Annotated in this window: 15 protein-coding genes and 1 pseudogene; 4 read left to right on the forward strand and 12 right to left on the reverse strand. The window is 66.3% G+C overall.

All coding sequences use genetic code 11. The features are described from left to right. Positions 1-28: 28 nt before the first annotated feature. The 8 genes from A5705_RS24705 to A5705_RS24740 form a co-directional block, all read right to left on the reverse strand. Complete coding sequence (locus A5705_RS24705; RefSeq protein WP_067877461.1) at positions 29-709, reverse strand: response regulator; 681 nt, start codon at positions 707-709, stop codon at positions 29-31. Beyond that, complete coding sequence (locus A5705_RS24710) at positions 706-3273, reverse strand: sensor histidine kinase KdpD (protein ID WP_068280569.1); 2568 nt, start codon at positions 3271-3273, stop codon at positions 706-708. The genes A5705_RS24705 and A5705_RS24710 overlap by 4 nt, the downstream gene beginning before the upstream one ends. A gap of 11 nt (positions 3274-3284) precedes the next feature. Beyond that, positions 3285-4208 carry a potassium-transporting ATPase subunit C gene (locus A5705_RS24715; protein WP_068280572.1) on the reverse strand — a complete coding sequence of 308 codons (924 nt, stop codon included), beginning with the start codon at positions 4206-4208 and terminating at the stop codon, positions 3285-3287. 1 nt (position 4209) lies between these two features. Then, a complete protein-coding gene (gene kdpB, locus A5705_RS24720; protein WP_067877452.1) occupies positions 4210-6360 on the reverse strand; it encodes a potassium-transporting ATPase subunit KdpB in 2151 nt (716 codons plus the stop codon). After that, positions 6360-8030: a potassium-transporting ATPase subunit KdpA gene (gene kdpA, locus A5705_RS24725; protein WP_067877449.1), complete on the reverse strand. Its 1671-nt coding sequence runs from the start codon at positions 8028-8030 to the stop codon at positions 6360-6362. Before kdpA (A5705_RS24725) ends, kdpB begins: the two co-directional genes overlap by 1 nt. Further along, the gene (kdpF, locus tag A5705_RS28790; protein WP_067877446.1) at positions 8030-8119 is read right to left on the reverse strand and encodes a K(+)-transporting ATPase subunit F; all 90 of its coding nucleotides are present in this window, start codon (positions 8117-8119) and stop codon (positions 8030-8032) included. The genes kdpA (A5705_RS24725) and kdpF overlap by 1 nt, the downstream gene beginning before the upstream one ends. Then, entirely contained in the window at positions 8116-8229 is a 114-nt protein-coding gene (locus tag A5705_RS28795; protein WP_231964283.1) for a potassium ABC transporter ATPase, read from the reverse strand. Before A5705_RS28795 ends, kdpF begins: the two co-directional genes overlap by 4 nt. Before the next feature lie 135 nt (positions 8230-8364). Continuing rightward, positions 8365-9738, reverse strand: a complete 1374-nt coding sequence (locus A5705_RS24740; RefSeq protein WP_082956675.1) for a DUF2254 domain-containing protein — start codon at positions 9736-9738, stop codon at positions 8365-8367. 205 nt (positions 9739-9943) lie between these two features. On the opposite strand from A5705_RS24740, the gene A5705_RS24745 reads away from it, so the two are divergent. Then, positions 9944-10516: a DUF6611 family protein gene (locus tag A5705_RS24745; RefSeq protein WP_082956676.1), complete on the forward strand. Its 573-nt coding sequence runs from the start codon at positions 9944-9946 to the stop codon at positions 10514-10516. Between the two features lie 221 nt (positions 10517-10737). On the opposite strand, the gene kdpA (A5705_RS24750) is transcribed toward A5705_RS24745, so the two are convergent. Next, entirely contained in the window at positions 10738-12390 is a 1653-nt protein-coding gene (gene kdpA / locus A5705_RS24750) for a potassium-transporting ATPase subunit KdpA (RefSeq protein WP_068280575.1), read from the reverse strand. 569 nt (positions 12391-12959) lie between these two features. On the opposite strand from kdpA (A5705_RS24750), the gene A5705_RS24755 reads away from it, so the two are divergent. Both A5705_RS24755 and A5705_RS29250 read left to right on the forward strand, forming a co-directional pair. Continuing rightward, positions 12960-13781, forward strand: a complete 822-nt coding sequence (locus tag A5705_RS24755) for an SDR family NAD(P)-dependent oxidoreductase (protein ID WP_068280578.1) — start codon at positions 12960-12962, stop codon at positions 13779-13781. Positions 13782-13804: 23 nt separating this feature from the next. Beyond that, on the forward strand, positions 13805-13921 hold the full coding sequence (locus A5705_RS29250) for a 50S ribosomal protein bL37 (protein ID WP_369803321.1): 117 nt from the start codon (positions 13805-13807) through the stop codon (positions 13919-13921). Positions 13922-13932: 11 nt separating this feature from the next. Here the strand turns inward: A5705_RS29250 and A5705_RS24760 are convergent, their stop codons facing one another. Next, complete coding sequence (locus tag A5705_RS24760; RefSeq protein ID WP_068280581.1) at positions 13933-15459, reverse strand: cell wall metabolism sensor histidine kinase WalK; 1527 nt, start codon at positions 15457-15459, stop codon at positions 13933-13935. Then, entirely contained in the window at positions 15456-16229 is a 774-nt protein-coding gene (locus A5705_RS24765) for a response regulator transcription factor (RefSeq protein WP_067877851.1), read from the reverse strand. The genes A5705_RS24760 and A5705_RS24765 overlap by 4 nt, the downstream gene beginning before the upstream one ends. A 704-nt stretch (positions 16230-16933) precedes the next feature. Here A5705_RS24765 and A5705_RS24775 point away from each other — a divergent pair. After that, entirely contained in the window at positions 16934-18247 is a 1314-nt protein-coding gene (locus A5705_RS24775; protein ID WP_068280587.1) for a PPE family protein, read from the forward strand. 66 nt (positions 18248-18313) lie between these two features. On the opposite strand, the pseudogene A5705_RS24780 reads toward A5705_RS24775, so the two are convergent. Then, positions 18314-18439: pseudogene (locus A5705_RS24780) on the reverse strand (type VII secretion protein EsxI); the annotation flags it as partial.

An 18439-nucleotide genomic window follows, 5' to 3' on the forward strand; every position in this document is an offset into this window, starting at 1 on the left:
TGGGCGCAACAAGTCGACGCTCGGCGACTCACGCCTCGAACCGGTAGCCCATGCCCGATTCGGTGAGCAGGTGTTTGGGATGCGACGGGTCGTCCTCGAGCTTGCGCCGCAGCTGCGCCAGATACACACGCAGGTAATGGGTTTCGGTGGCGTACGCGGGGCCCCACACCTCCTTCAGCAACTCCTCGCGGCCCACCAGCTTGCCCCGGTTGCGCACCAGCACCTCGAGCATGCCCCACTCGGTCGGCGTGAGATGCACCTCCACGCCGTCCTTGGTGACCTTCTTCGCGGCGAGATCCACCGTGAACGCCTCGGTCTCGATCACCGGTTCATCGACTTCGGACGCCGCGGCGTTGCGGCGCACCGCGGCGCGCAGGCGGGCCAGGAACTCGTCCATCCCAAAGGGTTTCGTCACGTAGTCGTCGGCCCCGGCGTCCAGGGCCCCGACCTTGTCCGACGAGTCCGTGCGCGCCGAGAGCACGATCACCGGCGCCGAGAGCCAGCCGCGCAGGCCTTCCAGCACCTCGATGCCGGATATGTCCGGCAGGCCGAGGTCGAGGATCACCACGTCGGGCTTGTGCTCGGCGGCCGCACGCAGCGCTCCGGCGCCGGTCGACGCGGTGATGACCTCGTAGCCACGCACCGACAGGTTGATGCGCAGCGCGCGCAGGATCTGCGGCTCGTCGTCGATCACCAACACGCGGGTCACAGCGCACCAAACTCCTGCGGCGCGGCCAGATCCACCACGACGGTCAGCCCGCCGCCCGGGGTGTCGCCGGCCGCAATCGTGCCGCCCATCGCCTCGACGAAGCCCCGCGCCACCGACATGCCCAGGCCCACACCCGTGGTGTTGTCGTGATCACCGAGCCGCTGGAAGGCTTCGAAGATCGTGTCCTCGGTGCCCTTGGGTATTCCGGGGCCTTCGTCGATGACGTTGATCAGGACGCGATCGCCCACTCGCCCGGCGTTGACCCGCACCACGCAGTTGGGGGCGTAGCGCAGCGCGTTGTCGATCAGGTTGGCAAGGACGCGTTCCAGCAACCCCGCGTCGGCCATCACCACCGCGTCGCCGACGTCGACTTTGACGCGATCGATGGCCGATCGGTAGAAACCGGTGGCGCCCTTGCCGATACTGACCAGCGCGCGCTGCACCGTTTCCTCCAGATAGACGCGCCGCAGCTCCGGGTGGATCACCCCGGCGGCCAGGCGCGAGGAATCGAGCAGGTTGCCGACCAGCGCGGTCAGCTGGTCGATCGACTCCTCGATGGTGGCCAGCAGTTCGGCGGTGTCCTGGGGGGAGAAGGCCACGTCCTCGGCGCGCAAGCTGGACACCGCCACCTTGGCGGCCGCGAGCGGCGTCCGGAGGTCGTGGCTGACCGCCGAAAGCAGCGAGCGCCGCAGCTCGTCGGCCCGCACGATCGCCTCGGTACGGCTGGCCTCCTCGGCCAGCTCCCGCTGCCTGATCAGGCCCGCCGCCTGCTTGGCCACGGCGCTGAGCACGCGGCGGTCACGGGTGGAGAGCTTCTTGCCGGCCATCAACATCCAGAACTCTTCGTCGCCGACCTCGATCGCGGTGTCCGCCGAATCAACGGTCACACAAGGGTCTTTGCCCACGCAGGCCACGATGTAGCTCTTCTTGCCGGCTGCGCGCTCTTCCTCGCTGGGCTCGCGCAGCATGCTGACGGCGCGCTGCGAGTAGGTCTCCCGCACGCGTTCCAGCAGCGTCTCGAGGTCGGCGCCGCGCAGCACCGACCCCGCGAACAGCGTGAGCAGCTCGGCTTCCTGGGACGCGCGCCGGGCTTCGCGGGTGCGTTTACTGGCGCCGTCGACGAGGACCGCGACCGCGACCGCGATCATCATCAGCACCAATTCGGTGATGGCGGCGTTTGGTTCGGCAATGGTGAAGCTGTGCCGCGGGGGGATCAGGTAGTAGTTCAGCAGCAGCCCGGACAGCACCGCCGAAAGGATCGCCGGGGCAACGCCGCCGAGTAGGCCGACACACAGCACCCCGACGAAGAACAACGCGCTCTCACCGGCGTTGTTCAGGTACGGGTCCAGCAGCGTGACCGTCACGGCGCAAATGACCGACGGCACGATGACGGCCGCCAGCCACGATGCGACGCGGCGCTCGCGGGGCACCAGCGGCCCCAGGTGAAGGCCGCGCTTGGATTCCTCGTGCGTGACGATGTGCACGTCGATCTTCCCGGACCGCTCGACGATCGTCGGGCCGATGCCCTCCTCGAAGATGCGCGCCCACCGGGGCCGGCGGGATGTGCCGATAACCAGCTGGGTGGCGTTGTTCTCGCGGGCGAAATCGAGCAGCGCCGTCGGGACGTCGTCACCGACCACGGTGTGCAGGGACGCGTCGAGGCTGTTGGCCAACTCGCGAACCTTCGTCATCCTGCGTTCCGAGACGCCGGCCAGCCCGTCACCGCGGATGACGTGCACCACCATCAGCTCGGCGCTGGACTTCGACGCGATCCGGGATGCCCGCCGTACCAATGTCTCCGACTCCGGTCCACCGGTGACCGCCACAACGACGCGTTCCCGCGCCTCCCACATGTCGGTGATCTTGTTCTCGGCCCGGTATTTGGCCAGCGCGGTATCCACCTGGTCCGCCAGCCAAAGCAGCGCCAATTCCCTGAGTGCCGTGAGGTTTCCGCGGCGGAAGTAGTTCGACAGTGCCGCGTCGATCCGTTCCGGCGTGTAGACGTTGCCGTGGGACAGCCTGCGGCGCAGGGCCTCCGGGGTGATGTCGATGAGTTCGACCTGCGAAGCCTGGCGCACTATCGAATCCGGGATGGTCTCCTGCTGCTCGATGCCGGTGATCTGGGCGACGACATCGTTGAGGCTTTCCAGGTGCTGGATGTTGACGGTCGAGATCACCGTGATCCCGGCGTCCAGCAGCTCTTCGACGTCCTGCCACCGTTTCTCGTTCTTGCTGCCCGGTGTGTTGGTGTGGGCGAGTTCGTCGACCAGGACCACCTGCGGGTGCCGCGCCAGGACGGCCGGCACGTCGAGCTCGGGGAAGCGACCGCCGCGATAGTCGATGTAGCGGGGTGGAATGACCTCGATGCCCTCAATCAGCTCAGCGGTTTTCGCCCGGCCGTGGGTCTCGACGACGGCCGCCACCACGTCGGTGCCGCGCTCCAGCCGCCGGTGCGCCTCGCCGAGCATCGCGTACGTCTTGCCGACACCGGGTGCGGCGCCGAGGTAGATGCGTAATTCCCCGCGCTTGGGACGGTGGTCGGTCGCGCTCACGTCAACCATCATCCCCCTCGGCGCTAGCTGGTAACCGGATATTGGTGATCGAGTTGCAGGTTGAGCTCCAGCACATTCACCGTCGGCTCACCGACAAAGCCAAGGGTGCGCGCGCTGCGGTACTGCGCGACGACCGCGCGGATCTGATCGGGGCTGACGTGGCGGGCCTTGGCCACCCGGGCGACCTGGATGTCGGCGTAGGCGGGGGAGATATGTGGGTCCAGGCCGCTGCCGCTGGCGGTGACAGCGTCGGCGGGCACGGCCGGTTGGTCGGGGGCGGCCCCGCGGACGGGCACTATCTGGCCGATCGTGTAATCCTCGCCGTATTTGGCGCACTCGACGCGCACCCCCTCGTAGATCACCAGGAACGGCGCCGACGTCGACTGACACGGCTCGTTGACGCTCACCACCCGGGTGGGGTGGACGACGTTGCCGCGGGTATCCCGGGGGCCGATCACCGAGAGCACCGCGCCCACGCCGCCGCCCGTGCAGAACGGGCGCGACCCGTCCACGCCTTCCAGCTGCCCCACCGCGGAACTACGGGTGCACACCTGCGTCAGCAGGCTCGGCTTGAACCCGGCATCCGATGCCGACTTCCCGGCCGCCAGTTGCGCGGGGTCCGCGGGGGTGTCGACGATGCTCTCCGGCCCGAGGTTGCTCGCGCTCGAGTTCAGCGGGTCGTAGCCGGTGCCGGCCGCCGAGGGGCGGCTCTGGAAGTACTGCGGCAGCGCGTTGCCGTCCTTGTCGGTGAACTGCTGGCCGATCAGCCGGCTGCCGACGGGCTTGCCGTGGGCGCTGAGCATCGACCCGTCGGCCTTGTCGTGCAATCCAGGAATCTGCGCGACGAGCCAGATGAACAGCGGATAGGCGAGACCGGTGAGCACGGTCAGGACCAGCAGCGCGCGAAACGCCGCCCAGTGCATGCGGACGAAAGCGGAGAACTTCATGTCAGGACATCCCCGGGACGAATTGGACGATGAGGTCGATCAGCTTGATCCCGATGAACGGGGCGACGATGCCGCCGAGCCCGTACACATACAGGTTGCGGCTCAACAGCTTTGATGCGCTGCTCGGTGTGTAGCGCACGCCGCGTAGCGACAACGGGATCAGCATGACGATGATGATGGCGTTGAAGATCACCGCCGACAGGATCGCCGACTGCGGGCTGTGCAGCCGCATGATGTTGATCATGTCCAGGCCGGGGAACAGCGCGACGAACATCGCCGGGATGATCGCGAAGTATTTGGCGATGTCGTTGGCGATGGAAAACGTCGTGAGCGCGCCGCGGGTGATCAGCAGCTGCTTGCCGATCTCGACGATCTCGATGAGCTTGGTGGGGTCGGAGTCGAGGTCGACCATGTTGCCGGCCTCTTTGGCCGCCGAGGTCCCGGTGTTCATCGCCACGCCCACGTCGGCCTGAGCCAGCGCCGGCGCGTCGTTGGTGCCGTCGCCGGTCATCGCGACCAGCTTGCCGCCTTCTTGCTCACGCTTGATCAGGGCGAGCTTGTCCTCCGGCGTGGCCTCGGCAAGGAAGTCGTCGACACCGGCCTCGTCGGCAATCGCCTTGGCGGTCAACGGGTTATCGCCGGTGATCATCACCGTGCGGATGCCCATCTTCCGCATCTCGTCGAAGCGCTCGCGCATGCCCTGCTTGACGACGTCCTTGAGGTGGATGACACCCAGGACCGCCGCCTCGCCGTTCAGGCACTCACCGACGACCAGCGGGGTGCCGCCGCCGGCGGAGATGCCGTCGACGATCTCACCGAGCTGCGTCGGCACCTTACCGCCTTGCCCGCGAACCCATTCCGCGACCGAACTCGCCGCGCCCTTGCGCAGCTGATGCCCGTCCAGGTCGACCCCGGACATCCGCGTCGAGGCGGAGAACTCAACCCATTGGGCGTGCGCGAGTTCGCCCGGAGCGCGCTCGCGCAGCCCGAAGTGCTGCTTGGCGAACACGACAATCGAGCGTCCCTCCGGCGTTTCGTCGGCCAGGCTGGACAATTGCGCGGCGTCGGCCAGTTGCTCACTGGTGACACCGGCAAGGGGGACGAAGTCGCCGGCCTGCCGGTTGCCCAGGGTGATGGTGCCCGTCTTGTCGAGCAGCAGCGTGTTCACGTCACCGGCGGCTTCCACGGCGCGCCCGGACATGGCCAGCACGTTGCGCTGCACCAAGCGGTCCATTCCCGCGATGCCGATGGCCGACAGCAGCGCGCCGATCGTTGTCGGGATCAGGCACACCAGCAGCGACACCATCACGATCCCGGTGACGCCACTTGCGTTGAGCGCCTGGGTGTCCGGAACGCCCGGGTTGTTCGCTTTGGAGTAGATCGCCAACGGCTGCAGGGTCGCGACGGCGAAGACGAAAATGATCGTCAACGCGGCCAGCAGGATGTTCAGCGCGATCTCGTTGGGGGTCTTCTGCCGGTTGGCGCCCTCGACGAGCGCGATCATCCGGTCGATGAAGCTCTCACCCGGCTTCTGGGTGATCTTCACGACGATCCGGTCGCTCAGCACGGTGGTGCCGCCGGTGACCGCCGAACGGTCGCCGCCGGATTCACGGATCACCGGCGCCGACTCGCCGGTGATCGCCGATTCGTCCACCGACGCAATGCCTTCCACCACGTCGCCGTCGCCCGGTATCACCTGCCCGGCCTCGACCACGACGATGTCACCTTGTTGCAGCAGCGGCGCCGCGACTTCTTCCTCCACGCCGGCGCCGCCGGGTTGCCAGTTCCTGAGCCGCCGGGCCATGGTCTGGGTCTTGGCTCGGCGCAGCGTTTCCGCCTGCGCCTTGCCGCGGCCTTCGGCCACCGCCTCCGCCAGGTTGGCGAACAGCACGGTCAGCCACAGCCAGACCACGATCAGCCACGCGAACCAGGTTTCGTTGACGATCGCCAACCAGGTGCTCCAGGCGGCGCCGATCTCGACGATGAACATCACCGGGTTGCGCCACAGGGTGCGCGGGTCGAGCTTGCGCAGCGCGTCCGGCGTCGAGCGCCACAGCATCTTCGGGTCGAGCAACCCGCCGTGCACCCGTTTCGGGCCGGCGTGGGCCGCGGACTGGGTCTGTTCGGCCGGATCGATGGCGGTTGCGGTCATCAGTGGATTCCTTCGGCGAGAGGCCCGAGCGCGAGCATGGGCAGGAATGTGAGGGCGACGAGGATCACCGTGACGCCGGCGACCATTCCCACGAACTGCGGCCGATGGGTGGGCAGGGTGCCCACCGATTCGGGTGTGTGACCCTGCCTGGCGAGCGAACCGGCCAGCGCCAGGACGAGCACCATGGGCAGGAATCGGCCGAAGACCATGGCCAGCCCCAAAGCGGTGTTGTACCAGTTGGTGTTGACGCTGATGCCGGCGAACGCGGACCCGTTGTTGTTGGCCGCGGAGGTGAACGCGTACAACACCTCCGACAGCCCGTGCGGGCCGGTGTTGAGCATGCCGGCGCGTTCACCGGGCAGCGCCATCGCGATCGCGGTCCCGGTCAGCACGATCAGCGGTGTCACGAGGAAATAGCTTGCGGCAAGCTTGATTTCGCGGGGATTGATCTTCTTGCCGAGGTATTCGGGCGTGCGCCCGACCATCAGACCGGCGACGAAAACCGTGATCACCGCCAAAATCAGCATGCCGTAGAGGCCCGAGCCGGTGCCGCCGGGCGCGACCTCGCCGAGCTGCATGTTGAACATGGTGATCATCCCGCCGAGGCTGGTGTACGAGTCGTGGAACGAGTCGACGGCACCGGTGGAGGTGAGCGTCGTCGAGTCGGCGAACACCGCCGAGTCGGCGACGCCGAACCGCTGCTCGACGCCTTCCATGGCGGCCCCGACGGCGGTCGGGACGGTGCCGTGGTGCTGCAGCTGGAACCACATCATGAAGGACACGCTGATCGCGTAGAGGGTCGCCATGACCGATGCGATCGCGTACCCCTGCTTGGTGCTGCCCACCATGCGCCCGAAGGTGCGGGGCAGCGAGAAGCTGATCACCAGCAGCAGGAAGATCTCCAGCCAGTTGGCCCAGGTCGTGGGGTTCTCGAACGGGTGCGCCGAGTTCGCGTTGTAGAAGCCGCCGCCGTTGGTGCCCAGCTCCTTGATCGCCTCCTGGCTCGCCACCGGGCCGCCGGTGATCGTCTGCTGGGCGCCGCCGAGCGTGGTGACCGCCTGGTCGTGCAGGTGGAAGTTTTGTATCGCCCCTCCGGCGATCAGCAGGATCGCGGCGACGATCGAAATGGGCAGCAGGATGCGCAGCACCGTGCGCACCAGGTCCACCCAGAAGTTGCCCAGGTCACCGGTGCGCTTACGGGCGAAGCCGCGTACCAGTGCGATCGCCACCGCCATGCCGACGGCCGCGGAGACGAAGTTCTGCACCGCCAGTCCGGCCATCTGGACGAGATGGCCCTGCGTCGATTCACCGGAGTAGGCCTGCCAGTTGGTGTTGGTGACGAAGCTGACGGCGGTGTTCCACGCCAGCCCCGGGGTCATCTGGGTCGCCGGATCGTGCAGGTGTAATGGCAATTTGCCCTGCACGAGCTGGAATGCGAACAGGAAGAGGATGCTGATCGACGAGAAGGCCAGGACGCTGCGGGCATACGCCCCCCAGGTCTGCTCCGAGCGCGAGTCGACACCGATCGCCCGGTAGATGACCCGCTCGACGTAGGAGTCCTTGTCCGACGTGTACACCCGGTACATGTAGTCGCCGAACGGCACATGCACCACCACCAGCGCCGCGACGAGGACGGCGAGGAAGATGATCCCCGCTGTAGTTGTGCTCACTAGAACCTCTCCGGGAACAGCAGGGCGGCTGCGAGATATACCGCAAGGATGACGGAAAGCGCCAAACCGACGACGTTTTCGTAGCTCACAGCCGCTCGACCAACTTCTGGGTCAGCCCGAGCACGGCGAACACCGCGATCGTCAGTAAGACGTAGATCAACACGCCCATACTTGTCTCCGTTCCGTGCGACTGGCGCATACGAAAGGGCCTCTTCGAGCAGGCCGCAGTGCCGTACTCGGAGGCAAGGTCAGCTTGAAACTAGACAGCGGTTGCCGGGTAGGGCCTTTGGTTGACAGTTTCCTAACGGCGTTGCGGTGCGCCTTTACGGTTTCTTTACGCCTGGTCGCTCATCCCGTGGGCCGGGCCGCCGAGTCGTTCGTGCAGGGCGAGCAACGCGACGTATCGACGATCCACGTCGGCGCGATCCGAGTGCTCGGGAACCGATTCAGCATTCGCCCGGTGGATCATGGCCGCTTGATCCATCAGGACCTGCGCGCGTTGCGGATCCGTCGTTTGTTCCATGATCGTCGCCAGGGTGTCGAGCTGGCGGATCATTACCGCGGGCATCGCCCGGCTGGCTTGGCGAATCTTCTCGAAGGCTCGCTGCACGAGCCGTTCATAGCTGACCTGGTCCGAGATGACGCGGATGACGCCGCGATTGTCGCGATGGATTTGGGTGGGCGTCCAGACCGGCGCGATCTTGCACAGGGAGTCGCCGAGCCAGTCGATGCACGTGAGCGCGGTGAAGGTGTCGTTGACGGCCGGCGACAGCGCCCGGATGGCGATCTCGACGAGTTGATCCACGCCGAAGGCGACGTCCTGCGTCAGGGTGCGGTGCGGCCCGGTCGCCTGGGCTCGGGCCAGGTAGTCGGCCACCTGTTCGGCGGCGGTGGCGGGCCACACGCTCGCCAGTTCACGGCCTTCGACGAGGAAGTGGCCCGGGCGGTAGGGCAGCCGGATCACCGCGTCGGCCTGCGCCGCGACGCGGACCAGCGTCTGATGTCGAATGAATTGCAGGTAGCCGCTTTTGGGGGTTCGAATGACGCTGCCGGAGGTTTCGATGGTGGCGAGCAGTTCGTCGAGCGACGGACCGTGCGCGGCCTTTCGTGTCGACATGGGCCGGTCGGCGCTCTGCACAGCGACCGCGTGGGCCAGGTCTTTGGCGATGCCGGCGATCACTTGTGGCAGCTGGATCTGGGTGGCGATGTGGTGGATGAAGTAGATCAGCACCGCGAGGTCGATGAGCACCAGACCGAAAGCCGTCGTGATCGAGATGTGCGGGACGAATTCGCCGCGATCGCCGGGCCCGATCGACACCAGCGCGACGACGCAATACACGAAGGTCGCCACGAACGTTCCTAGTGTGAGCTGGGTGCCGCGGTCGCGGATGAAGTTGCGTAGCATCCGCGGACCGAACTGCGTCGACGCCAGCGTCAGCGTCACGATCGTGATGGAGAAGACGATGCCGACGACGGTGATCACCGACGCCGCGATCGATGTCAGGACTTGACGCGCCGCGTCGGCGGAGCCGCTGACCACCCAGGATGGGGGCCGCAGCCGACCCTGGTAAGCCGCTCCGTCGAGCCGCGCGGTCAGCGCGAAAAGTCCGAGCGCGCCGATTACCAGGATGGTGGGAACCAACCACAGATTGGTGCTCAGCTCTTCCCGCTGCCACTCTGGCCACAGCGCACGGAGTCGTGCCTTCACATCAGTGCAATCTCAGGTTCCCGGCGTTCACTGCCACGGCGGATATCTAACTGACCGGCACCGATGAGCACAAGCTCTTTCTGCTGATCGTGTGGCGACTCCGCTCGCCGCGGTCGATGAGCCGGCGTAAAAGTTGTGCCGTCGAGCGTATAGATGTCGTTTGGATTACTAGAGGGCGACGTGAATCGGGCGTAGACCCGAGTCCATGCGAAAAGCCGCGCAGCGACACGCCGAGCCGGGCGTCCTCCAGCCGAGTGAAAGCACACCGGAACGACCGCAGTGGTGGTCGCGCCTGCTCGACGGCCCCCATCAGTGGGGATCGTTCGATGCCACGGTTGGCAGATACGGCGTTCAGCGCGACCGATTGATCGTCTATCCGCCCGGAAGCACCACCGCCGATCGCCGGATGGCGCGGCTGTGGCGCGGGTGGCCGATAACGGGCGCGGCGCTCGGGCTGCTCGCGATGATGCTGCTGGGCGACGCCGCGGCCTCACCCGACAAAGTGCTCGCGATCTCCATCGCCGCCTACGTGGGTATCGGCGCGCTGCTGTTCCTGCGAGCCGGACCCATCCGCGTGCAGGTCAGGTCGATGTCGGTGATCGTTTTGCCCAACAGCGCCGACGTGCAAGCGCGACACAGCCACACCGAGTGCCAAGTTTTGGCCGACATGCTGATCCGGGCCGACCAGATGTTGGCGACCGGTGTGATCTCACCCGTCGAGCATGAGGCCGTCTGGTGGGAGGCTTACGACCGTCTCGAGGCCCTCAGGTATGTCTGACGTGGTGTCGCAGATTCCCGAGGCCGTTGCCGCGGCTTCGGTGTTGCTCACCGTCTACTACTTCGCTAGGCGCCAACACGGCCGATCCCCGTCCGGAGCCCGGCCCGCTCCGCGACCGCCGCACCGCGCGAGGCCGAAACGACTGTAGGACAGCACAATCCACGTCGCCGCCGGCCGCGCCGGTGTCAAAGGCCGATACGGCAATGGCAAGATCATGCCGCTTATCTCGGCAGTGCGTCTGCCGCGGGGCCGAGCGCCAGCGCGGGCAGATACTCCAGCCCGACGACGATCAACGTCGCACCGACGATGAGGAAAACGAACGTCGGACTATGCGTCCGGAGGGTTCCTGCGGTGATGACGCCGGCCCGCTGCGTCGCGAAGGTCCCGGCGAGCGCGAGCACGGCAATGATCGGCAGGAACCGTCCTACCACCATCGCGAGGGCAAGAGCGATGTTGTACCACGTGGTGTTGCCGGAAAATCCGGCGAAGGCGCTGCCATTGTTGGCCGCGGCACTCGTGAAGGCGTACAGCACCTCGGAAAGCCCGTGGGGACCAGTGTTGAGCGTTGAGGCGCGTTCACCGGGAAGTGCCATGGCCGCCGCTGTTCCAATGAGAACCGCCGCGGGGAGGGTCAACAGGTAGAGGCTGATGAGCTTCATGTGGCGGGCATGCAGCCGCTGTTTGAGGTATTCGGGTGTCCGTCCGATCATCAGGCCGCCGAGGAAGACCGCGAGCAGGGTCATCATCACCAGGCCGTAGAGTCCGCTGCCCGCACCGCCGGGTGCGACTTCGCCAAGCATCATGTTCAGCATCAGCATTGCTCCGCCGGCGCTCGCATAGCTGTCATACGAAGAGTTTGCAGCACCGTCGGCGCTTGCCGTCGCGGCCTGACCGAAGATGGCGCTACCGGGCACACCAAACCGGGTCTCGGTGCCTTCGGTCGCGGCACCGACGGCGTGGATCACGGTGCCGTTCGCCACGAACTCCGACGCGATGATCGCCGCGGTGCCGGCCACGAACAGGATTGCGGCTGCGGCAAATAGCGCCCAACCCTGCTTCTTTTCGCCGACCATCACCCCGAACGTTCTGATGAACGCCACCGGAATCAGGAGCATCGCAACAATCTCGACGATGTTGGTGAGCGGCGTTGGGTTCTCGAAGGGATGGGCGCTGTTCACGTTGAATGCGCCACCGCCGTCACCGGACATCAGCTTGATCGATTCCCACGTGGCTACGGGACCACCGAGAATAGTTTGACGTCCGCCCGCTACCGTCGTGATGTCTTGCGCCGCATGCACGTTGTTAACCACCCCAAGAGCGAGCAAGGTCAGCGTAACGACGACCGACAGCGGGATAAGGATGCGCACCACCGTTCGCACCAGGTCGACCCAGAAATTGCCGATAAGCTCGTCCCGGTACTGCGAGAGTCCGCGGATCAGTGCCACAGCGACACACATTCCGACCGCGCAGCTGGCGAATGCCTGAACGCCCAATCCGACCAGCAATCCGACGTGTCCGAGTGTGGTTTCGCCCGGGTAGTTCTGCCAACTGGTGTTGGTAACGAACGAGATTGAGGTGTTGAAAGCCAGCGCAGGCGTCATGCCCTTGTGCCCCCACGGCTCGGGCAGTCGCGTCTGCACCAGTAGGAGCCCGTACAGGAAGAGCACACTGACGGCGGAGAACGCCAGCACCGATGTGCCGTATTTCATCCACCGCTGCTGGTCTTCGGGTTGAGCCCCCATCAGGCGGTAGAAGACTTTCTCGACGCGCCAGTGTTGCGTATCGGAGTACATACGGGCCATGTAGTTGCCGAGAGGCACGTGGAGAGTGCCCACCAAGACCGCGACGGTGGCGATTTGAAGCCAGGCCGCCATTCCCCACTGAGATGAATTGCCGATGGGAGTCCTCCTTGATTCAGTCCCGGGCTGTCCGAGGACAAACTACGCGCATCTGAACGAAATAATTTCCGCGGTTACGCAATCCCTACGTTCTATCTGCCTGCATTGATGCAATTTTGATCGACAGTCTCGGCGCCGTCTGCGCAACCGCCGCGCCACTTTCCGATGCCAAGTTCCTCGCGAGTCGTCACACCAAACGTTGGCCGGCCGCACATGCCGGCGTAAAAATACCATTAAGGAAAGTCCGTACCAGCTCAGGAAATCGTAAGTGGCATTGCCGACGCGGGTCACGTTCTGCTGCAATCCGTCTCATGATCCATACCGCCGTTGTTGCCCTCGCCGTGCCCTCGGCGCTCGAGCGATACGGTGTGGGCTGGGACGACGAGCCACCGTCGCCCGGGCGAATCATCATCTGAACCTGGCTCTTAACGCTCGAGGTTCAGGCCGTTCTCAATCGTTCCCATCTCTATTCATTTCGGCTGCGTTCGTTGTCGCGTGGTATCGCGCGACGTCTGCAGTCATACGTCTCGATCGCGAAAGTTGCCATGTCCGAACTTGTCTCCACCTCTCCCACCATTCTCGTCACCGGCGCTACCGATGGCATCGGTTATGCAACGGCCCGGCGGTTCGTCGATGAAGGAGCGACCGTATATCTGCACGCTCCCGACCAGGACAGCGGCGAGGAGGCGATGACCCGTCTGGTGAAGGACGGAGCGGAGCCGCTGCGCCTGAACCTCGTTGTGGCCGACTTCACCCGCCTGGATGAGGTCGCCGCCCTGGCCGACGCTCTCGCCGCCACCTTGCCGACGCTGGATGTCCTGGTCAACAACGCCGCGGTCGCCGCCCCCGAGGGGCGGACGTACACGCGGGACGGGCACGAGTTGACGTTCCAGGTCAACTACCTCGCGCCCTACCTGCTCACCACGAAACTGGTTCCGCGGCTTGCCAACGCCGGTGGACGAGTCGTCAACGTGTCCTCGCTCAGGCACACCGGGGGAAACATCAACTGGAAGGACCCGGCCGGCGACCAATACTGGCCGCTGGCGGCTTACGCCCAATCCAAGCTCGCCCTGACGATGTACACGAGGTCTCTGGCCGAGGCCGGCGGTGATTCGTTCGTCGCGCTCAGCGTTCATCCCGGCTTGTTCCAGACCCGGCTGCTGCGCATGTACGGCCGCGTCGGCCGGCCGGCCGAGGAGGCTGCACCGATCATGACCACGCTGGGGTCACGCACGTGTCCCGTGGTCGACGGTGGCTACTACGACGGCCTGAACCTCACGAAGGCCGCCGCGCTCGTGGAGAATCCGCGCGCTCGAAGCCGGCTGGAAAAACTAAGCGCCCACCTCGTCGCATCGGCGCTGAGCTGACAAGAGAAAGTGACGCAAAAGCGATGTCCAAACGAGCCGACAAGAAGCGCGCCCGTCGGAACAACAACGCTAACCACGGAAAGCGGCCCAACTCCGGAAAGCGTTTGCGCGCAACCAAGCTCGCGATAACCCGCCGCTGAAGGCCTGGCGGCTACCCGGTATCCCTACTTGCGTCGGCACCCTCAATTAAGGGAAGCCGCACCCGGAAAACCGTTCGGCCATCGGCGGATTCGGCGCTCACCGACCCGTGATGGGCCTTGACGATCGAACTCACGATGGCCAAGCCCAGGCCGATCCCCGAGCCGTCGGACCTCGACGTGTCCGCGCGGGCGAACCGCTCGAACAACCGGGGCAGGAGGTCCGCGTCGATGCCGGGTCCGTCGTCGGCCACGGTGAGTTCCGCGTAGGGGGCTCCGGGGCCGCGGTGGCAGGTGATTCCGGTCGTCACCGTGACGCCCGGCGGCGTGTGCAGCCGGGCGTTGCTGAGCAGGTTGCTGATCAGTTGGTGTAGCCGGGCATGGTCGCCGCGGACCCACACCGGTTCGTCGGGCAGGTCCTTGACCCAATGGTGGGTCGGTGCCGCGACCGCGGCATCGTTCACGGCGGTGACGACGAGGTCGGCCAGGTCGACGTCCTGGGTCTGCAGGTCTTCGCCCTCGCCAAGGCGCGAGAGCAGCAGCAGCTCGTCGACGAGCACCGCCATGCGCCGCGCTTCCGATTCGATGCGCGCCAGCGCGTATTCGGTGGTCGGGGGCAGCGCCGAGCTGTCCTGGCGCGTCAATTCGGCGTATCCCTGGATCGCGGCCAGCGGAGTCCGCAATTCGTGGCTGGCGTCGGTGATGAATTGCCGCATCCGCAAATCGGACTCGGCGCGATGCGCCAGCGCGCTATCGACGTTGTCCAGCAACCGGTTCAGCGTGTGTCCGACGATCCCGACTTCGTTGTCGGGGTCGGTGTCTCCCGGTCGCACCCGGGCGCTGATTCGATGATCGCCGTCGGTCAACGGCATGGCGGCGACTTCGGCGGCGGTCGCGGCGAGCCGGCGCAGCGGGCGAAGCGTGTACCCGACCACCCAGACGGTCAGCCCGGCGGTAACCGCCAGGGCCGCCGCGACGAGCGCGGTGGTGGTGAGCTGCTTGCGCACGATGATCTGGTCGGCCCGGGCCAGCGATACCCCGACGACCAACAGGTCAGGCCCGTCGACGCGGCTGTCGACCCGATACGAACCGAGGCTGCCCAGCTTTTCGGTTCGTGGCGGCGCGTCGGGCCAGGACTGCGCTTCCAGGGCACGGACGACGTCGGGCGGCGCGGGCCGGGCCTCGGCTTCGGAAAAGACCGCCGAGCCGATCACCCTACCGTCGCGCAGCACGGCGATGAGGTTGCCCGGCGTCTGATCGGTGAACTCCAGCATGGCCTGCGCGATCGGCTGGGGGGCCCGTTGCGCCGAGGGCGGTTCGCGGTATCTGGTGTACGAATTACTCAGTGCGTCAAGAGATTGTGCGACGTCGGCGTCGCTCATCGCGGCGACGTAGCCGCGCAGGCTCAGCACCGAGACGACCCCGACCGTCACCAGCACCACGCTGACGACGGCCAACACGCCCAGCAGCAACTGGCGGCGCAACGAGCGGGGAAGCCATCGCGGACGCTCCCTGGATGCCCCGTTCGGCTCGCGGGTCATTCCGGCGGGCGCAGCATGTATCCCACACCGCGGACGGTGTGGATCATCGGCTCGCGGCCGGAGTCGATCTTCTTTCTCAGGTACGAGATGTAGAGGTCGACGATGCTGGTGCGGCCGGCGAAGTCGTAATTCCACACCCGGTCCAGGATTTCGGTGCGGCTCAGCGCGCGGCGCGGATTGCGCATGAGGAAGCGAAGCAGTTCGAACTCGGTCGACGACAGCGATATCGGCGTGCCGGCGCGGGTGACCTCGCGGCTGGCGGTGTCGACACGCAGGTCACCGACTTTCAGTGATTCGGCCGCCGGCGGGGTCTGCTGGCTGGAGCGGCGCAACAAGCCGCGGAGCCGCGCGACGAGTTCCTCGAGGCTGAACGGCTTGGTCATGTAATCGTCGGCGCCCGCGGTGAGCCCGGTGACGCGGTCCATGACGGAGTCGCGCGCGGTGAGGAACAGCGTGGGGGTGTAGGCGTCGGATTCGCGGATTCGCTGCAAGATGCGTAGCCCGTCCACGTCGGGAAGCATGATGTCGAGGACGAGCACGTCGGGGCTGACACTCTCGAACTTCGCGACGGCCTCGCGCCCGTTGTGGGCGATGTCGACGACCCAGCCCTCGTAGTGCAGCGCCATCTTCACCAGGTTGGTCAGCGCGGGCTCGTCGTCGACCAGCAAAACCCGGATGGGCGAGCCGTCGGCACGGTAGATGCGGGGCAGCTGCCCCAGAATGGCCTGGCGTGGCCGTTGGCTGCCTGCGTATCCCGACATCACGGTCATGTTCGCCCATTCTCCCAAGCGCATATGCGGTTGTCACGGAACTCATAGAGTTCTCAAATAAAACTCTGTTCCGTGGCTCACATCGCGGCGGGCTCAAATATGTGTTTTATATGTGTTGCATCAGTGAAGTTGAGACCGGTAGATTTTTCAAAAATACTGGTATGAATGGTCGTTGGTTTAAGGGAGCTGAGCCAATCCGAGGGGTAGTCCCCTAAATCACTTCCATACGAATGGATTTCATCGACAACACAACGCTGGAAACCAGCGGACGCCGTCGGAGCTCGACACGTACGCACGATGGCCGAGGACGACGGTGTCCTCAATCACATTACCGCAAAGTTACGTGATGTTACGAATAGTGGTTGCACTACATGTTTTTCGCGGCACAAGATTTGAGCGGGCCATCGAGAATGGCTCCGGCGGCTGTCGCTGAGCTCCGGCTCGTCGACCCGGCGCTCTCCGCAATTCCCGCCGCAGGCGTCGCCGTTACGACTCGTGCCCGAATGGCGGACGCCGTCCGCCGTCGGCGGCGATGTCCGCGCGCCCCCCGATGCCCCCGGCCCGACGGATCGGCGCGACCGGTCTGGCGCCGCGCTGGTTCGCCGCGCTTCGCGGCCACAAACGCCGCTCCCGGGCATCGCGGCCCGGCATGCGACCCACGTGCAACCGGACCAGCAAACTCGAGCGAAGGATAGGAACGGGCGATGGACTTTGGCACACTGCCTCCGGAGATCAACTCCGGTCGGATGTATCTGGGGCCGGGGCCCGGGACTTTACTGACCGCGTCCGCGGGATGGGAATCGCTGGCCGCCGAGCTGACCGACGCCGCCGGCGGCTACCAGTCGGTGATCGCCAGCCTCAGCGACGAATCCTGGCTCGGGCCCACCTCGCTGTCGATGGCGGCCGCGGTGACGCCCTACGTCTCCTGGATGACGGCCACCGCCGCGCAATGCGAGCAGTCGGCTACCCAGGCCACGGCCGCGGCGGCGGCTTTCGAAACGGCGTATGCGATGACGGTGCCGCCGCCGCTGATCGCGGCCAACCGCGCTCAGCTCATGGCCCTGATCGCGACCAACATCTTCGGGCAGAACACGCCGGCGATCATGGCCACCGAGGCCGAGTACAGCGAGATGTGGGCGCAGGACGCCACCGCGATGTACAACTACGCAGCGAATTCCGCTGCGGCCTCGGCATTCTCGACATTCGCCCCACCGCCGCAGACGACCAGTCCCGGCGGGCTCGGCAATCAGGCCGGCGCGGTCGCCCAGGCCGGCAGCAACGCACAGACGACGACGGCCCAGTTGATGTCCTCGGTGCCCCAAACGCTGCAGTCCCTGGCGACCCCCGGTACCGGGTTGTCGCCGGCGGCGGCGGGCACCGCGGCGTCGCTCGGATCCACGGCGGCGACCTCCCCGCTCAGCGCGCTGTCGAGTCTGACCGACGCGACGGGCAAGACCGCCGCCAAGAGCGCCAGCACCGGCGCGGGGGCGCTATCCGGATTGACCTCGAGCCTCACGAATCTGCTGAACGGCAATGCGGCGACCGTGGCGTTCGACGTCATCGGTGTGGGTTCCGACGTGTTCGGCCTAGGCGGCGACGGTGCCGGTCTGGGCTCCGACGGTGCCGGGCTGGGTTTCGACGGGTATGGCCTGAGCCTGGATTTCGCGGGCCTGGGTTCGCTCGAGGGATCCGACCCGGGAGCCCTTGGGGGCGTGGGAGGCCTTGGGCCCGTTGGTGGTCTGGGCGGCGGCGCCTCGGCGAGCGTGGGGCAAGCGGCCTCGCTCGGGACCCTGTCGGTGCCGCCGGCGTGGGCCGACACGGTTTCCGCGGTCACGCCGCTGCCGGCGCTCGACGCCAACGCCGCGCCCGGCGGCTGGGGCGCGGCGCCCGGATCGACACCCACCGCCGGCATTTCCAAGCTGCCACTGGGCGGGATGGTCGGGCGCGAGTCCGACGGCGCGGTCCAGCGAATCGGGTTCCGCCCCTCGCTGATTCCGCGTTCACCGGTGGCCGGGTAGGACGGGTGGACAAACGCCGGGGCCGCACACCCGTCGGTGTGCGGCCCCGGTTTCGAGCGTGCGGTGTCAGGCCCAGCTGGACCCGACGGCGCTGTCGGTGCTCGCCATGTTGCTGCCGGCGCTCTGCACCTTCTGGCCGTGGGCGTTGGCCTGCTCGTAAATCACCTGGAAGTTACGACCCAACTGGGTGAT

Origin of the sequence: Mycobacterium sp. E787, from assembly GCF_001668725.1 — a bacterium.
Classification (GTDB): Bacteria; Actinomycetota; Actinomycetes; order Mycobacteriales; family Mycobacteriaceae; genus Mycobacterium.